We start from the raw sequence: 16,643 nt of genomic DNA, 5'->3' as shown, positions 1-16,643 counted from the left end.
AGGCGACCACATTATTGGTGGCAACACCGATAAATTGTAGGAGCTGGCTTGCCAGCGAAAGCGGCATTCCATTCACCGACCAAGCCCGGCGAGGTAAGCCCATGGGTAGATCCCGCGTTCGTGGCCATCACTGAATACCAACTGCAACCCATACCCCTGGGCATTCACCTCGACCAGCCGAACACGGTCGTCCACCAGCGGCGTCATCCCCCGCAATCGAAACGCCCGGCACTGCGAACACGGGCATTGCCGGCGCAACTCTGCGTGATTGAGCAACTGCTCGCGGCCATCCGGCCAGTTCAAGCGCAGCTGTTGTGTGCTCCGGGAATTGCCCACCGCCACCGGGTTCATTGCAGCTGACTCAGGGCAATGCGTACCGCCTTGCGCACTTCCGGATCGCCATCGTCCTGCGCCGCCTGCAACGGCGCGATGGCGCCTTTATCGTTCAACTCACCAAGGGCCAGGGCGGCTTCCTTGCGCAGGTTGCTGATGCGGTGGCCAAGGGTGTCGATCAGCGCGTCTAAAGCCTGGGCGTAACGCAAACGACCCAGGCTGCGGGTCGCGCGCAGGCGCACTTGCCAGTAATCGTCGCTCAAGGCTTGGACCAATGCCGGGCCGGCGTCAGCGTGCCCAACCTTGCCCAGGGTGGTGGCGGCTTCCTCGCGCACTTGCCAGGCCTGGTCCTGCAAGGCCTGGCGCAGGGCCGGCAGCACCTGCGCGTCGGACGCCAGGCCGAGGGCGCCGGTGGCGGCGCGGCGCACTTCGGTGTCCGGGTCGGCGCTGGCCAGGCGCGCCAGGGCCGGCAAGGCGTCGAGCTGTTTGAGCCAGCCCAGCACACCCACCGCTTCACGGCGGACATTGGCGTCCTGATCGCCCAACGCCAACAGCGCCGCCGAAGCCGCCTGTGGATAGCGCAACTCGCGCAAGGCCCTGAACGCGGCGATGCGCACGCCGATGTCAGCATGCCCGGTCCACGGCAGGATCACCCGGCCCGCCGTTTCGCTCTTGAGCAGGCTGAGGCTTTGCGCGGCAGCAGTTTGCACCGCGGCGGATGAGTCGGTCAGCGCCTGGCACAGCGCCTCGACCACCGGTTCATCTTCCCAGGCCTCCAGCAAGCGTGCGGCTTCGGCACGGACCTCTTCGGCCGGGTCCTCAGCCAGTCGATTGACCAGCCACAGCAGGCCGTCCGGCTCTTCCAGGTCGGCCAGTTCGATCAATGCAATGCGGCGCACGCCGGCATCGTCATCGGTCAGTCGCGGTTGCAGGGCGAGAATGTCGTCGTTGTCGGTTACATCGAATAGTGAGGTCATAGGGCAAATCGCGGCAGTTTGTTTTCAGGGGGCAGTCCGAGAGGGTTCAGGCGCGGTAATTGCCGACCATCTTCGTGACGCAATAATTCGAGGCAGTGTCGCTTCAAGCGGGAAAACTCATGGCTGGTCACCAGTTCGCTCGTGCGTGGCCGGGGGAAATCCAGGCGCAAGTCTTCGATGATCCGCCCGGGACGCGAACTCATGACGAGCAGGCGATCAGCGAGGAACAGCGCTTCGTCGATGTCATGGGTGACAAAGACCACGGTGGTGCGGATGCGCGTCCAGATGTCCAGCAACAGCTCCTGCATGTTCAAACGGGTCAGGGCATCGAGGGCACCAAAGGGCTCGTCCATGAGCAACAGCCGTGGCCGATTGACCAGCACCCGGGCGATTTCCACCCGCTGCTGCATGCCGCCGGAGAGCTGGTCCGGCCAGCGCTCGGCGAAGTCTTGCAGGCCCACCAGGGCGAGGATTTCGTCGGCGGCCTGGTGTCGCTCGACTTTACCGACCCCGCGCATTTTCAGGCCGAAAGCCACGTTGTCGCGCACGGTTCGCCAGGGGAACAGCGTGTGATGCTGGAACACCATGCCGCGTTGCGGCGACGGTCCCGAGACTTTTGCACCGTCGACATTCAGGGTCCCGGTGTACGTTGTCAGATGCCCGGCCAGTGCGCCGAGCAAGGTGGACTTGCCGCAACCGGACGGCCCGAGGATGCACACGAACTGCCCCGGTTCGATCAGGCAGTCCAGGCCCTGCACGGCTTCGAATGCTGCACTGCCCTCGCCCAGGCTGATCGACAAAGCGCGGATATCGATACGCCCTTCAGGCTGTTGAAAAACGCTCATCAGGCTTTTCCTCGTGGTCGGTGCCAGGGCGTGAACACGCCGCCCAGGCGTTTGATCAGCAGGCTGCTGCCCATCCCGAGTACGCCGATCAGCAGCATGCCGACCACGATGTCGGGGTAGTTCTGGATGGTGTAGGACTCCCAGGTGTAATAACCGATGCCGTATTGGCCGGAGATCATCTCGGCCGTCACCAGGCAGAACCACGAGGTGCCCATGCCGATGGCCAGGCCGGTGATGATGCTCGGCGCGGCGCCCGGCAGGATCACTTCCAGCAACATCGCCCGGCGCCCTGCCCCGAGGCTTTTCGCCGAGGCGATCAGCCGTGGGTCGACACCTTCGACGCCGTGCACGGTATTGAGCAGGATCGGGAACAAGGCGCCGGTAAAGGTGATGAAGACCATCGACAGCTCGGACGAGGGAAACATCAGGATCGCCAGGGGAATCCAGGCCACGGCGGGGATTGGGCGCAGTACTTCCAGGGGTGGCAGCAACAAGTCTTCGGCCCACTTTGAGCGGCCGATGGCCAGGCCCAGGGCGACGCCAATGACCAGGGCAGCGAGGTAGCCAGCGAACACGCGGCTGAGGCTGCTGCCCAGGTGCCGGGCGAGCTTGCCGGAGTCGCCGAGGCCCAGCGCCGCTTCAATAACGGCCAAGGGGGTCGGGACGTTGGTGAAGGTCACCAGGCCAAGGTTCCAGTGTTGGCTGGCGGCGACGTGCCAGAACAGCAGGCAGAGCAGCAAGGATGCTGCCCTCGGAATCCAGCGTAAAAATGATCCGTACACAATATTCCCTCTCACCGGGAAACCTGTAGGAGCTGGCTTGCCAGCGATTGCGGTGTGTCAGTCAACATTGATGTTGGCTGGTCGGGCGCCTTCGCTGGCAAGCCAGCTCCTACAGGTTCGAGGTGTTTTGCGGTTAGCGGACCGCCACGGCCTGGGTAGTGGCGTCGGTGAAATCGAACACCTTGCCGCCCTGTGCCGTGGCGAATTGTTGGGCCTGGCCTTTGAGCAGGAATGCACTCAAACGCCCCTTGGCATCACTGGCAAACCACGCCTGGTCCGCCAGCAACTTGATCCCGCTGTCAGCGGCCTGGGCATACACCGCGCGGATGTTCTTGCCTTCCTGCTTCAGCGCGGCCAGCGCGGTGAATGCCGCTTGCGCCGAAGCGTACTGACGGACTTTCGGCTCGCCGCGCACCCAGATCTCGGCCACATGGCTGAAGTCGGTGATGGCTTCGCCGCTGGAGGCATCGACGGCTTTAAGCGGCGTCTGCTGGTAGTTCGAGAGCTGCGCGTTGTAGTCCAGGTTCGAGGCCTTGAACGCGGCGCGGATGTACTGGTCGTCGATGAAGGTATTCAGGTCGAGACCGCGATCGGCTTTCTTCAGCAGCTTGAGGGTGTCGATGGCGGTGCCGACGGCCTGGCGGTATTCAGGTTTCCAGGTGAGGTCGCGAGTCTGTACGCCGAGGGGGCCGTGGAACAGGTAGTTGACCTCGGCGTCGACCCCGGTGACCTTGGCGATCAGTTCGCTGTACTTCTCAGGCTCGGCGGCGAGTAGCTGATTGGCTTCGAGGCTGGCGCGCAGGTAGGCGACGACGACTTCCGGGTATTTCTTCGCATAGGCCTGGTCGACCAGCGCCCCGTGGAAGGTCGGCGCGCCGGCCTGGGAACCGTCGTAGATCTTGCGCGCGAACCCGCGGCTCGGGAACAGTTCGGCGAACGGCACGAAGTCGGCATGGGCGTCGATCTTGCCGGCCTGCAACGCGGAACCGGCGACTTCCGGCGGCTGGGCGATGATGTTCACGTCCTTGAGCGGGTCCCAGCCTTGGGCCGCCACCGCGCGCAGCAACATGCCGTGGGCGGTCGAGGCGAACGGCACGGAGATGGTCTTGCCCTTGAGCTCGGCCAGCGACTGCACACCCGAGGCGCTCGGCACCACGATGCCGTTGCCACTGCCCTGGGTGCTGCCCGACAGCACGCTGATGAACAGGCTGTGCTTGCCGGCGGTTTCAAACGCCACGCCGTTGAATGAACCAGGGAAGTCGGCCATGGCGCCAAAGTCGAGCTTGCCGGCGACCATCTCGTTGGTCAGCGGCGCGCCACTGGTGAAGTTCTTCCACTCGATGTCGTACTGGGCGTTTTTGTACTGGCCGTCGTGGGGCAGGTATTTGTCCAGCAGGCCCAGTTCGCGAATCAACAGGCCGCCGGCGGCGCAGTTGATGGTGGTGTCCTGGGTGCCGATGGCAATGCGGATGGTTTCGGCCTGGGCCGACAAGGTGAATGAAGCCAGTACCAGACCGGCAATCGCTGCACGTAAGAGCATGAGTGTTTCCCCTCGAATCATTTATAGGATGTTCGTCTCCGCCACGATCAGGGCGTGGTGGGAAACGAGGGGTGTCTTGAAGCAAGCGTCCGGGGGTGGCCGGATGGCGTTTTGATTTGTCTGTACGCGATCCCCTGTGGGAGCGGGCTTGCTCGCGAAAGCGTCCTTTCAGTCAATGGAGATGCCAGCCATGCCGGCGTCTTCGCGAGCAAGCCCGCTCCCACATTGATTGTGTTTCAACGCAGCAAATAAGGGATGTCCACTTTCACCGCCCCCGTCGGGCAGTCCTTTTCACAGGGCATGCAGTACCAGCATTCATCAAAGGCCATGTAGGCCTTTTGCGTGGCCGGGTTGATCGCCAGCAGGTCCATAGGGCAGACGTCGACGCACACGGTGCAGCCTTTGTGGGCGATGCACAGGTCCTCATCGACGGTGACCGGTGCATTGGAGCGAAAGAATATTTCCTGGGGTTGGTAGGCCATTTCACGGTCTCTCTCTAGTGTCATGCTCAAGCCGCATCGGCACCGACCCGCAACCGGTCGTAGGCCTGCATTTCATCGGCGTCCAGCGGGATGATGTAAGGCTCGACGGATTTCTTGAAGCTGGTCATCAAGCCGTTTTCACCCTTCTTCAGATGGCAGTGACAGAACCAGTCGCTGTCGTTGCGTTGCGGATGATCGACCCGGTAGTGGTAAAGCCCCCAGCGACTTTCGGCGCGGAACAGCGAAGCGCGGGCGGCCATTTCGGCGCAGTCGCGGATCATGCTGACTTCCATGGCACGCATCAGCTCATGGGCGTTATGGGCCTTGATCTGATCGAGGTCGCGCTGGATGTCGCTGAAGCGTTGCAGGCCGATCTGCATCTTTTTCGTCACTTTCGGCGGCTGCAGGTAGTCGTTGACGAAGCGGCGCAGCTTGTACTCGACCTGGGCCGGTGGCAGGCCGTGTTCGCGATCAAGGGGCGCATAGACCCGCTGTTTCTCGATTTCGATCTGCTCGGCATCCAGCGCTGAAAACTCGCGGCCGGCGACGAAGTCCGCCGCATTGTTGCCGGCAAACCAGCCATAGGTGAACGCACCGAGCATGTAGTTGTGCGGCACCGCGGCCATGTCACCCGCCGAATACAGGCCTTTGACCGACGTCTCGGCCTTCTCGTTGACCCACACCCCCGACGCCGAATGCCCGCTGCAAAAGCCGATCTCGGAGATGTGCATCTCGACCATCTGCGTGCGGTAATCGGTGCCGCGATTGGCGTGGAACTGACCGCGGCTCGGCCGCTCGTTGCTGTGCAGGATCTCTTCGATGTTCTGGATGGTTTCCTCGGCCAGGTGATCGAGCTTGAGGAACACAGGGCCGTTGCCGCTTTCCAGTTCCTGGTGGAACTCCCACATCATCTGCCCGCTCCAGTAGTCGCACTCGATGAAGCGCTCGCCCTTGTTGTTGGCGGTGTAGCCGCCCAGAGGACCCGTAACATAGGCGCAGGCCGGGCCGTTGTAGTCCTTGATCAGCGGGTTGATCTGGTAGCATTCCAGGTTCGCCAGTTCCGCCCCGGCGTGATAGGCCATGGCGTAACCGTCGCCGGCATTGGTCGGGTTTTCGTAGGTGCCCATCAGGTACCCCGAGGCCGGCAGGCCCAGGCGCCCGGCGGCACCGCAGGCGAGGATCACCGCCTTGGCCTTGATCACATGGAAGTCGGCGGTGCGGCAATCGAACCCCATCACGCCGTTGACCGCCCCCTCGCTGTCAGTCAGCAAGCGGGTGCAGACCAGGCGGTTGGTGATGCTCACCCGTGCCCGCTTCAACTGCCGGTAGAGCACTTTCTTGATGTCATGCCCTTCCGGCATCGGCAGCACGTAGGCGCCCATGTGGTGGACCTTCTTCACCGCGTAGTCGCCGGTCTCGTCCTTCTCGAACTTCACGCCCCAGCGGTCCAGTTGCTCGATGGTCTCGAAACTGTGGGTGGCGTAGGCATACACCGCGGCCTGATTGACGATGCCGTCGTTGGCGATGGTGATTTCCTTGGTGTACTGCTCCGGTGTCGAGTGGCCGGGAATGATCGCGTTGTTCAGGCCGTCCATGCCCATGCTGATCGCGCCGCTGCGCTTGACGTTGGCCTTGTCGATCAACAACACCCGCAGATCGCGGTTGCGCTCCTTGGCCTTGATCGCCGCCATGGGCCCCGCGGTGCCGCCGCCGATCACGACGATGTCGTATTCCTGTTCCAGTGTCGTTCGGGTCATGCCTGATCCCCTTTTTGCCGGTCGATCCGCAGGCGGTACTGGAAGGCATCGCCACGGTAGTAAAGGTGTTCGAAGTCCACTGGGCGGCCTTGGGCGTCGTGGGTCAGGCGCTCGATGCGCATGATCGGCGAGCCGGCCTCGACGTTCAGCGCCTGGGTCAGGTCGCTGTCGGCCAGCACCGCGTCGATGGCGAGGTCAGCGTGACCCAGGGCCAGGCCGCAGTCGTTTTCCAGGATCAGGAAGATGTCGCGGGTGACCAGGTCAGCCTTCTCCAGGCGTTCGCCAAGGGCTTTGGGCAGGTAGGTGATTTCCAGCGAAATCGGCTCGCGGTTGATCAGCCGTACCCGCTTGATCTGCGCCACGGTCTCGCCTTCGGCAACCTGCAAGCGTTCGGCGACCAGCTTGTCGGCGGCGATGAATTTGAAGCTGCGCAGGCGGTTGATCACCTCATAACCGCGACCGGTCATGGACTCGGCGAGGCCTTGCAGGGTGCTGACGTTCTGGAAAGTTTTCGGCTTGGCGACGAAGGTGCCCTTGCCGTGGATCTTGAAGATCAGCCCTTCCTTCTGCAGATCGCCGAGGGCCTGGCGCACCGTGATGCGGCTGACCTTGAACAGTGTGCCGAGCTCGCTTTCGGAAGGCATCTGGCTGTCCTGCGGGTATTCACCGTCGAGGATGCGCGCACGGAGGATGTCGCGCAGCTGGGTGTGCAGCGGGACACTGCTGTGTGAAAGAGGGCTGAGGGCTAGAACGTTATCGGTCATGAGGATCACTTGTCATAACGAGTTATGACGTGATCTTATGGTTCTAAGTACGGGGATGAGAAATACCGTTTGAGCATAAGGTTAGATTCACTGTAGGAGCTGGCTTGCCAGCGAAAGCGGTATGCCTGACTCACCGCCTCGCCCTATCCGCCGGCAAGCCGGCTCCTACAGATAATGTCTCAGCCGATGCGCAGCGCACGCAGGTCGAGATGGCCATCCTTCAACGGCGGGCACCAATAATAGCCGCCAGTGATCGGCCGGCTGATGCGATACAAGCCATCGGTAATCCCGTCCTCCAGCCCACTCATACGCCGCAGCTGAACCTCGAAGGCATCAAGGGAAAAACCGAAGGCCAGGAACATCAGCCCGGCGCGGTCGCCTTCGATCCACGGCATCGAGCGGCGAACCACGAACGCTTCAGGGGCAAAACTCTCCTGGGCGGTGCGTTTGACGTGGGCAGAGATCGGTGCGTCGTCGAGTTCTTCGTTATCGCCCAGGCGACGGCCCATGATGTCATCCGTCTCATGGGACGGCATCGCGCGAAAACCCTTGAGGTCATGCTGCCACTGCTGGAGCGCGGCAAAACTGCCGCCCACCGTGCCCTCGACGCCCGCCCCCACCAGCGCGGCGGTCGCGGCGGCTTCGTCACGGGGGTTTTCGGTGCCGTCTTCGTAGCCGGTCAGGTCATGGCCGTCACGGTGGCGGAAACCCTCGGTGACTTGCACCAGGCGCAGGGCCGGCGCCAAGGCCGCCTCGAAGGCGTGGCTGCGGTTGAGCAGTTCGCCACGGTCGGTACCGTGCAACCAGCACCACAGCGCCTGTTGCGTCGACGGGTTATCGACACCGACACCGGCCAGCGCCGGAAACGGCCGCAAGCCTTCGATATGCCCGTCGAGGGCCTTGACCAGGGACTCACCGAAACCGACCACCGCCGATTTGCCGTCCACCAGTTGCATCAGCTTGTCCAGCGCAGCCGGCAGTGCAGCCACCGATTCCAGGGCGAAAAACATATGACGAGCGAGAGGCGGAACAGGGGTGGCGAGGATGCCCGGCTGGTAGTGACTCATGTGAACTCCTTATGAAAGAGCGCGAAGTTTAACCTCGACACCCGCCATTGTGTGCTCCCAGGTCAAAAGATCGCGTTTCACCCAACGCCGTTTGCGGTCTACGCTTGAAGCACAACAACCACAGCTTCACCCCTCTATTCTGCCCATCAGCGCTCGATTGCAGCTAAAAAACCGCATCAACAAGGCGTATAACCCTTGAACCGGATTCTTCAACGGCTAACCATAAGCGCACGGCTGACACTACACACGGGGTAGCGACATGACCACAGCACAGATCCTTGGCAACCTGTTTCCCGATGCCGCCAGCATCCCGGAAAAATACCGTCTCGACGGCCCGACCGAACAACGTGAGTACCTGGTCGACGGCGTCCTCAAGACCTGGCCAGGTCCCCTCGCCCAGGTTCGCAGCCCGGTGTACCTCGCAGGCCCCGGCGGCGATGAACAAGTCATCCTCGGCAGCACGCCGCTGCTGGATGCCGCCACCGCCCTGACCGCCCTCGATGCCGCGGTGCGCGCCTATGATCGCGGCCAGGGTTTGTGGCCGACCATGCGCGTGGCCGAGCGCATCCAGCACGTCGAAACCTTCCTCGGCCACATGCGCGAACAGCGCGACGCGGTGGTCAAGTTGCTGATGTGGGAAATCGGCAAGAACCTCAAGGACTCGGAGAAGGAATTCGACCGCACCTGCGACTACATCGTCGACACCATCAACGCCCTCAAGGAACTCGACCGTCGCTCCAGCCGCTTCGAGCTGGAACAGGACACCCTCGGCCAGATCCGCCGCGTACCGCTGGGCGTGGCGCTGTGCATGGGGCCCTACAACTATCCGCTGAACGAAACCTTCACCACGCTGATCCCGGCGCTGATCATGGGCAACACCGTGGTGTTCAAGCCGGCCAAGCTTGGCGTGCTGTTGATTCGCCCATTGCTCGAGGCCTTCCGCGACAGCTTCCCGGCCGGGGTGATCAACGTGATCTACGGCAGCGGGCGCGAGACGGTCAGTGCGCTGATGGCCAGCGGCAACATCGACATCTTTGCCTTCATCGGCACCAACAAGGCCGCCAGCGACCTGAAGAAACTGCATCCACGGCCCCATCGCCTGCGTGCGGCGCTGGGGCTCGATGCGAAGAACCCCGGTATCGTCCTGCCGGAGGTGGACCTGGACAACGCGGTCAACGAAGCCGTCACCGGCGCCCTGTCCTTCAACGGCCAGCGTTGCACCGCGTTGAAGATTCTGTTTGTCCATGAAGACGTAGTCGATGCCTTCATCGAGAAATTCAACGCCAAACTCGCCACGCTCAAGCCCGGCATGCCCTGGGACAGCGGCGTGGCCCTGACGCCGCTGCCGGAGTCATCCAAGGTCGATTACCTGCACTCATTGGTGGCCGACGCCGAAAGCAAGGGCGCCAAAGTGGTGAACCCCCATGGCGGCGAGACCCGCGCGTCGTTCTTCTACCCTGCCGTGCTGTACCCGGTGACGCCGCAGATGCGGGTCTACCAGGAAGAGCAATTTGGCCCGGTGGTGCCGATCGTGCCCTATCGCCATCTGGACACGGTGATCGATTACGTCCTCGAATCGGACTTCGGCCAGCAACTGAGCATCTTCGGCACCAACCCGGTGGCGGTCGGCCGACTGGTCGATACCTTCGCCAACCAGGTCGGGCGCATCAACCTCAACGCCCAATGTCAGCGCGGCCCGGACACCTACCCGTTCAACGGCCGGAAAAATTCCGCCGAGGGCACCTTGTCGGTCCATGACGCCCTAAGGGTGTTTTCGATCCGCACGCTGGTGGCGACCAAGTTCCAGGAGACCAACAAGGATCTCATCAGCGAGATCATCAGCGGCCGCAGTTCCAGCTTCCTGACCACTGATTACATCTTCTGAGGAGAGCCAACCTGAGCGCATCCACGGCCCTTCGCCTGCCACCGCTGCTCCGTCGGTTACTGCGTCCGTTGCTGGACCCGTACCGGCGCTATCGCCATGCGCGGATGATCCATGCGGTACGGGTGTCGCTCGGGTTACTGGCGTCGATCCTGCTGACCACCGGCATCCACCTGCCCCACGGCGAGTGGGCCTCTGTGACGATGCTGGTGGTGATCGGCGGCTTGCAGCACCATGGCAACATCGGCAAAAAAGCCGCCGAGCGCGCCATCGGCACCCTGGTCGGGGCGGCTGTCGGCCTGGTGCTGGTGGTGCAACAGTCCTGGCTCGGCATGCCGTGGCTGACCTATTTCGCCATGGCGGTGGTGTGCGGATTTTTCTCGTACCACGCCATCGGCAAAGGCGGCTACACCGCGCTGCTGGCCGGCATTACCGTCTTCATCGTCGCCGGCCATGGTGACAATCCAGTCTCCGACGGGCTGTGGCGCGGGGTCGACATCCTGATCGGCATTGCCCTGGCGCTGGCGTTTTCCTTCGCCCTGCCGCTCTATGCGGTCTATTCCTGGCGTTACAACCTGGCTGACGCCTTGCGAGATTGCGCGACACTCTACGGGCGCATCATCAGCGGCCAATCGGTGACGGCCGACGAACACCTCAAGCTGATGGGCCGCCTCAACACCGTGATGGTGCAGCTGCGCTCACTGATGCCATCGGTGTCCAAGGAGGTGAAGATTTCCATGACCGAACTCGATGCCATCCAGCGCCAACTGCGTCTGTGTGTCAGCACCCTGGAGATACTGGGCAACACCCGGCCGGACGCCAGTGACCTGCAAACGGCATTGAAAGCGGAGCATCGGCTGATTCGCGTGCAATTGATCGGCATGGCTCGGGCGCTGAAGTCCGGCGTCACCGAGCGGCTGAACCGCCCCATGGCGTTACCGGTCGTCAGTCTCGAAGCACCGGTGTACAACGCCCTGGACGGTTACCGTTTATTGACTGAGCAACTGGCCGCCAACATCGGCGATATGCGCCAGCGCCTGGCCAGGACCGCGCCGAACTGGAACATCTGACGGCTTCATGGGGTCACTGTGCGCCGGAATTTAAAACTCCAGCCCTGCTGCATGCCGGCAGCGGCCAGCAAAATCGCGGCAACCCCAATCCATTGCAGCGGTTCCAGGCGATGGCCAAAGGCAAACCAGTCGACGAAGATCGCCGCAATCGGGTAGATGAACGACAGCGCGCCGGTCAGCGCCGTCGGCAGTTTCTGGATCGCGCCATACAACAACACATACATCACGCCGGTGTGCACGATGCCCAGCGTCACCAGGCTGCCCCACTCGCCCGGCGCTTGCGGCAGCGCCGAAAAATGCGCGAATGGCGCGAGCAGCAGCACGCCGGTGCTGACCTGGATCAGCGCAATCAGATGCGGTGGCGTCCCGGTCAGGCGCTTGATGATCAACGCCGCGATCGCGTAAAGGAACGCTGCCCCCAGCGCCAGGACAATGCCGATCAGGTACTGGCTGCCGCTTTCGCCCTGACCGCCATGGGCACTGACGATCGCCAGCATCCCGAGAAAGGAAACCGCCAGCCAGGCCAGTTTCTGCAGGGTGATTTTTTCGTTGAGAAACAGCGCCGCCAGCCCCACCAGCATGAACGGCTGGACGTTGTAGACCGCCGTCCCGATGGCTATCGAGGCCCGGGAATAGGAGGCGAACAGCAGCACCCAGTTGCCGACAATCGCCACGCCGCTGAGCACCGCCAGCAGGAAGGTGGTGCGGGTCAGGATGTCTGCCCGCAAAAAATCGAAGGCCGCGCAAATCAACAGCAAGGTGCCGGCGCCGAACAGGCAGCGCCAGAACACCACATCCAGCACCGGTTGCCCGGACACCAGCACGAACCAGCCAATGGTCCCGGAGATCAGCATGGCGGCGGTCATTTCGAACGAGCCGCGACGTATCGAGTTGTCCATCATCAGACTCCTGTGATTGATGGGCAAAGTATGCCAATCGACCGGGGCGCTGCTCCAGTGCAAAAAGCAGGCTAAACTTCGAATCTGCCTTTTATGCGAAGGCGATTTTACAAAACTGCCTAATTGAGGTTTCGCCATGACCGATGACATCGACCAGGTGCTGATCACCGCCTTGATGGAAGACTCGCGACGTTCGCTCAAGGCCCTGGCGCAGATCAGCGGCCTGTCCTCGCCCAGCGTCGCCGAGCGCCTGCGCCGTCTCGAGGAACGTGGGGTGCTCAAGGGCTACACCGTGGAAATCGACCCGAAGTGTTTCGGTTATCAGCTGCAGGCCATCGTGCGCATCCGCCCGCTGCCCGGCCAGTTGCAGGAAGTGGAACGGCAGATCATGGCCATCCCCGAGTTCACCGAGTGCGACAAGGTCACCGGTGACGACTGCTTCATCGCCCGCCTGCATGTGCGCTCGATGGAACAACTGGACACCCTGCTCGACCGCCTCAACACCCACGCCGAAACCAACACCGCCATCGTCAAGAAAACCCCGGTCAAGCGCCGCCTGCCACCCATGGCATAGCCGCCGGTACAGAAGCCGGGCATAAAAAAACCCGCCGAAGCGGGTTTTTTCAATCATGGCTGGCGATCAATCATCGCGGCTCATGATGCCAAACAGCTGCAACAAGCTGATGAACAGGTTGTAGATCGATACATACAGGCTGATGGTAGCCATGATGTAGTTACGCTCGCCGCCGTGGATGATGGCGCTGGTCTGGAACAGGATGCACACCGAGGAGAACAGCACGAAGCCCGCGCTGATCGCCAGTTGCAGGCCGCTGATCTGGAAGAAGAAGCTCGCCAGCGTCGCACCCAGCAGCACAAAGAAGCCCGCCGTGATGAAACCGCCGAGGAAGCTCATGTCCTTGCGGGTGATCAGCACATAGGCCGACAGACCGCCGAACACCAGGGCCGTCATCGCAAACGCCGAACTCACGACCTCAGCGCCGCCCTGCATGCCCAGGTAACGGTTGAGGATCGGGCCGAGCAGGAAGCCCATGAAACCGGTCAGGGCAAAGGCGGACACCAGGCCCCAGGCGGAATCACGAAGCTTGTTGGTGAGGAAGAAAAGGCCGTAGAAACCGATCAGTACCACGAAGATGTTCGGGTAGCCGACACGCATCTGCTGGGCGACAAACGCCATCACGCCGCTGAATGCGAGGGTGAGAGCGAGCAAGCCGTATGTGTTGCGCAGGACGCGGCTAACCTCTAGCTGCTCAGCCTGCACGCTGTTATTAACTGCGTAATCCTGTTCGCGCATGGCGACACTCCTGTTGGTTTGAAACGTTCAGTCGCAAAGATCATAACAGACGCCCTGTAACAAGCTATGCAGAGAGTTTGACAGTGTGTTTCATTCAGGTATTATGGCGCCCGCAACACAAACGGAGGTGTGGCCGAGTGGTTTAAGGCAACGGTCTTGAAAACCGTCGACTGTAACAGGTCCATGAGTTCGAATCCCATCGCCTCCGCCATATCTGATACGACAAAGCCCTGATTATTCAGGGCTTTGTCGTTTCTGAGCTTACGACACAAGAACTGAAGCTCTCATCACCGCCCAAGGTGCGCACTGCCTACGCTGGTACGCTCACCACAGGAATCGGCTTCGCTTTGAGTGTGTTTTGTGCAGTCTGGCGTCGCGCTGCAGAAGTTGAAAAGGTCGTCGATCTCGAGCAGATCCTACTGAACAAACATAAAAAATCCGATGCCAGAGATCCGGTATCGGATTTTCGGGGAAACCTGCTGCGATTCGAACGCATAAGAGCATTACGACACTTTGCTGAGCTGAGCTTTTTCGTCAGTCTCACGATCCGAGTAAGCTGAAGTCTTCTCAGTTTTGTGTGCGTTCTTGATGGCCTCTGCTTTCTCGACAACATCGCGTTGAGAAGCAATGGCCTTGCTGATCACATTTTTGAACACGCCCCGTTTCGTCTCTGGGGACGCATTGCAGAAAAATTCAGCCATAGGACTGGTTTTTCCGGTCTTAGCTGCAGTCATTTCTGTCGACCTCGGTTAGGAGCTTGATGAGCTCAACCTGATCATAGGTTTCAGGAAGCATAGCGTCAATCTGCTCCGCCGAAACGCCTTCCTCGTATGACTCGTCTGAGCCATCAGTATTTTTAATGAGTAGATCAACATAAACATTTACGTCGTAGCAGCGTCTTAGTTCGGCGATGTTCCTACGCACAGCCAAGTATTGGCGAACGAACTCATCCATTGGAATGTTTCGCCCCTCGGTTATCTCCCGAGCTTTTACAAAATCCCAAGCCAACTCCGGCCGCTGATAGACATACATGATTTGTGCAACGCCACCATACCTCAATACCCTATCAATATTTCGTTTTGCCACCTCGATATTCGCCATCGTCCCATCGAGAATGAACGACAAACGCTTTTCAAATGCACGATCCAAAACCTTTTCGAGAATCTTTGTTACTGCCCGCTGGAACAAATATGAGTTACATCCAGTGTACCCAGGAAGCAAGCTTCGAAATTCATCAGGATCGATACGGAGCACACGCTGCCTTGCAAAGCCCAAGTCCCCGCTTTCAAAAGCCTCCACCATAGCTTTGGAGACCTCGGTCTTGCCCGCACCTGGTGACCCGGCCATGAAAACAGTTATCGGCGATTTTTCAGGAATAAAGATGTCGGTGTTGGCAATTTTTCGGGCGATTGAGGCACGCTGAGCCTTCGCGAACGCAATAGCAGCTTCTTCAATTGCAAGTTCTTCTAGAGTCATTTTGCCGCTCTTGCCAATTTTCCTTACGCTAGCACCCTGATTGCTAGCCAAGCCACCTCTCGAGTGTAACTGCACATTCGACCCCTGCTGCCTCTACAGCGCCCCCGTGCTTTACGAAATATCCTTAAAATAAAGGTAATGGCCGTTTAGTGGCCACCCCCGCCGCAACCCCCTAGCCCCTTCTAAGGAAAAAAAGCCGCCATATAGGGCATTGCCCTACAGACAGCAGTTTGCCCACGTGGCTTAAATTCGCTCCCCAGCAAGGACGCATCCCAACCATACACTCGCACCAAAAAGGCAGCCGAGTACGATGCGTTATCTGATCTTCATCCTGATAGCTATGATCGTTGTCACCCTTGTTGCTTCGCTGTATGGGTGGTACTGCCACCTGCGAGATGACGAAGACGACCTGTATTACTGACCTGAAAAATCCCGGCAAGGCTGCGACAGCGCGAAAACGGGACGGATTATTTCCAGAAAAAATAAATCCGGAAAAATACATCTATCCCTTTTCTCTTCTCCATCTCTTGAGGCTCTTTACGGCTTTCTCGAATGTTCGACAAGTCGCTCGACGAAGAACTCCATATGCCCTCCAGGGGAATCCGGTAAAGGCCAAGCGTCAACCTTCAAAGCGATTTCCTGAAATGCCTGGGCGCACTTCGAGTGCGGAAATTGTTCGTAGACCGCTCGCTGCTTGCGCACCGCCCTACGCGCATATTCATCGTACGGCACCATTCCCACATACCGCAGGGAAACGTCGAGGAAGTGATCGGTGACCTTGGCCAGTTTGGCGAACAGGGCGCGACCCTCCTGAGGGCTACGCGCCATATTGACCATCACCCGGAAGCGGACTAAGCCGTAATCACGATTGAGCAGTTTGATCAGTGCGTAGGCATCGGTGATCGAAGCCGGTTCGTCGCAGACCACCAACAGGACTTCGTGGGCCGCCCGGACGAGACTGATCACCGACGCGCCGATGCCTGCGGCTGTGTCAATGACCAGCACATCGAGACTGTCCCCGATTTCACTGAAGGCCTGGATCAGGCCTGCGTGCTGGGCCGCAGACAAATGAGCCATGCTCTGGATGCCTGAAGCCGCGGGGGCGATTCGTACCCCGCCCGGACCCTGCACAAGCACATCGGACAGCTCACAGCGACCCTCGATCAAATCGGCAAGCGTGTACTGACGGGAAAGCCCCAACAGCGTATCGATATTGGCCAAGCCAAGATCGCCATCAAGCAATACCACTCGCCTTCCAAGTTTCGCAAGCGCCAACGAAAGATTCACCGCGACAGTCGTCTTGCCGACGCCGCCCTTTGCGCCGGTCACGGCAATAACCTGCACAGAATGCACACCATCCATGTTTATTGATTCCCTTCCATGTGGAACGCTTGCGAGTAGTCGCTAACTATTCCCTTATACCAATGGTAACTGATTAGTGCAGAGGCATGGCCCCT

Annotated in this window: 17 protein-coding genes and 1 tRNA gene; 4 read left to right on the top strand and 14 right to left on the bottom strand. The window is 60.5% G+C overall.

What is annotated here, in order from left to right:
- Nucleotides 1-72: 72 nt before the first annotated feature.
- From NPS56_RS18270 to NPS56_RS18230, 9 genes are all read right to left on the bottom strand, one after another.
- Nucleotides 73-351 (bottom strand): DUF971 domain-containing protein, encoded by a 279-nt coding sequence (locus NPS56_RS18270; protein WP_274075898.1) that lies wholly within the window; start codon nt 349-351, stop codon nt 73-75.
- Nucleotides 348-1,310, bottom strand: coding sequence for a HEAT repeat domain-containing protein (locus NPS56_RS18265; RefSeq protein WP_274075897.1), 963 nt, complete (start codon nt 1,308-1,310; stop codon nt 348-350). The genes NPS56_RS18270 and NPS56_RS18265 overlap by 4 nt, the downstream gene beginning before the upstream one ends.
- A complete protein-coding gene (locus NPS56_RS18260) occupies nt 1,307-2,155 on the bottom strand; it encodes an ABC transporter ATP-binding protein (protein WP_274075896.1) in 849 nt (282 codons plus the stop codon). Before NPS56_RS18260 ends, NPS56_RS18265 begins: the two co-directional genes overlap by 4 nt.
- Complete coding sequence (locus tag NPS56_RS18255) at nt 2,155-2,937, bottom strand: ABC transporter permease (protein ID WP_274075895.1); 783 nt, start codon at nt 2,935-2,937, stop codon at nt 2,155-2,157. Before NPS56_RS18255 ends, NPS56_RS18260 begins: the two co-directional genes overlap by 1 nt.
- 133 nt (nt 2,938-3,070) lie before the next feature.
- Nucleotides 3,071-4,477 carry an ABC transporter substrate-binding protein gene (locus tag NPS56_RS18250; protein WP_274075894.1) on the bottom strand — a complete coding sequence of 469 codons (1,407 nt, stop codon included), beginning with the start codon at nt 4,475-4,477 and terminating at the stop codon, nt 3,071-3,073.
- A gap of 236 nt (nt 4,478-4,713) precedes the next feature.
- Nucleotides 4,714-4,959, bottom strand: a complete 246-nt coding sequence (locus NPS56_RS18245; RefSeq protein WP_008060065.1) for a 4Fe-4S dicluster domain-containing protein — start codon at nt 4,957-4,959, stop codon at nt 4,714-4,716.
- A 26-nt stretch (nt 4,960-4,985) separates the two neighbouring features.
- Entirely contained in the window at nt 4,986-6,716 is a 1,731-nt protein-coding gene (locus NPS56_RS18240; RefSeq protein WP_274075893.1) for a fumarate reductase/succinate dehydrogenase flavoprotein subunit, read from the bottom strand.
- Nucleotides 6,713-7,480: a GntR family transcriptional regulator gene (locus NPS56_RS18235; protein ID WP_274075892.1), complete on the bottom strand. Its 768-nt coding sequence runs from the start codon at nt 7,478-7,480 to the stop codon at nt 6,713-6,715. Before NPS56_RS18235 ends, NPS56_RS18240 begins: the two co-directional genes overlap by 4 nt.
- A gap of 179 nt (nt 7,481-7,659) precedes the next feature.
- Nucleotides 7,660-8,547 carry a Dyp-type peroxidase gene (locus NPS56_RS18230; protein WP_274075891.1) on the bottom strand — a complete coding sequence of 296 codons (888 nt, stop codon included), beginning with the start codon at nt 8,545-8,547 and terminating at the stop codon, nt 7,660-7,662.
- A gap of 259 nt (nt 8,548-8,806) precedes the next feature.
- Here NPS56_RS18230 and NPS56_RS18225 point away from each other — a divergent pair, with 259 nt between their 5' ends.
- Nucleotides 8,807-10,432, top strand: a complete 1,626-nt coding sequence (locus NPS56_RS18225; protein WP_274075890.1) for an NADP-dependent glyceraldehyde-3-phosphate dehydrogenase — start codon at nt 8,807-8,809, stop codon at nt 10,430-10,432.
- Nucleotides 10,433-10,476: 44 nt separating this feature from the next.
- A complete protein-coding gene (locus NPS56_RS18220) occupies nt 10,477-11,499 on the top strand; it encodes an FUSC family protein (RefSeq protein ID WP_274076002.1) in 1,023 nt (340 codons plus the stop codon).
- Nucleotides 11,500-11,504: 5 nt separating this feature from the next.
- Here NPS56_RS18220 and NPS56_RS18215 read toward each other — a convergent pair whose 3' ends face one another.
- Nucleotides 11,505-12,398 (bottom strand): DMT family transporter, encoded by an 894-nt coding sequence (locus NPS56_RS18215; RefSeq protein WP_274075889.1) that lies wholly within the window; start codon nt 12,396-12,398, stop codon nt 11,505-11,507.
- 136 nt (nt 12,399-12,534) lie between these two features.
- Here NPS56_RS18215 and NPS56_RS18210 point away from each other — a divergent pair, with 136 nt between their 5' ends.
- Complete coding sequence (locus NPS56_RS18210; protein ID WP_007987480.1) at nt 12,535-12,972, top strand: Lrp/AsnC family transcriptional regulator; 438 nt, start codon at nt 12,535-12,537, stop codon at nt 12,970-12,972.
- Nucleotides 12,973-13,038: 66 nt separating this feature from the next.
- Here NPS56_RS18210 and NPS56_RS18205 read toward each other — a convergent pair whose 3' ends face one another.
- Nucleotides 13,039-13,710: a Bax inhibitor-1/YccA family protein gene (locus NPS56_RS18205; RefSeq protein WP_034147218.1), complete on the bottom strand. Its 672-nt coding sequence runs from the start codon at nt 13,708-13,710 to the stop codon at nt 13,039-13,041.
- A gap of 123 nt (nt 13,711-13,833) precedes the next feature.
- Between NPS56_RS18205 and NPS56_RS18200 the strand changes: the two genes are divergently transcribed.
- Nucleotides 13,834-13,921: transfer RNA gene (locus NPS56_RS18200), tRNA-Ser, on the top strand.
- 292 nt (nt 13,922-14,213) lie between these two features.
- Here NPS56_RS18200 and NPS56_RS18195 read toward each other — a convergent pair.
- From NPS56_RS18195 to NPS56_RS18185, 3 genes are all read right to left on the bottom strand, one after another.
- The gene (locus tag NPS56_RS18195) at nt 14,214-14,444 is read right to left on the bottom strand and encodes a hypothetical protein (protein WP_274075888.1); all 231 of its coding nucleotides are present in this window, start codon (nt 14,442-14,444) and stop codon (nt 14,214-14,216) included.
- Nucleotides 14,431-15,186 (bottom strand): zeta toxin family protein, encoded by a 756-nt coding sequence (locus tag NPS56_RS18190; protein ID WP_274075887.1) that lies wholly within the window; start codon nt 15,184-15,186, stop codon nt 14,431-14,433. Before NPS56_RS18190 ends, NPS56_RS18195 begins: the two co-directional genes overlap by 14 nt.
- A 537-nt stretch (nt 15,187-15,723) precedes the next feature.
- The gene (locus tag NPS56_RS18185) at nt 15,724-16,548 is read right to left on the bottom strand and encodes a MinD/ParA family protein (RefSeq protein WP_274075886.1); all 825 of its coding nucleotides are present in this window, start codon (nt 16,546-16,548) and stop codon (nt 15,724-15,726) included.
- Nucleotides 16,549-16,643: the final 95 nt, after the last annotated feature.

The organism is Pseudomonas putida, assembly GCF_028682635.1.
Classification (GTDB): Bacteria; Pseudomonadota; Gammaproteobacteria; order Pseudomonadales; family Pseudomonadaceae; genus Aquipseudomonas; species Aquipseudomonas putida_AE.
Note: the sequence above shows the minus strand (reverse complement) of the source record. Positions and strands in the feature narration are given on the sequence as shown.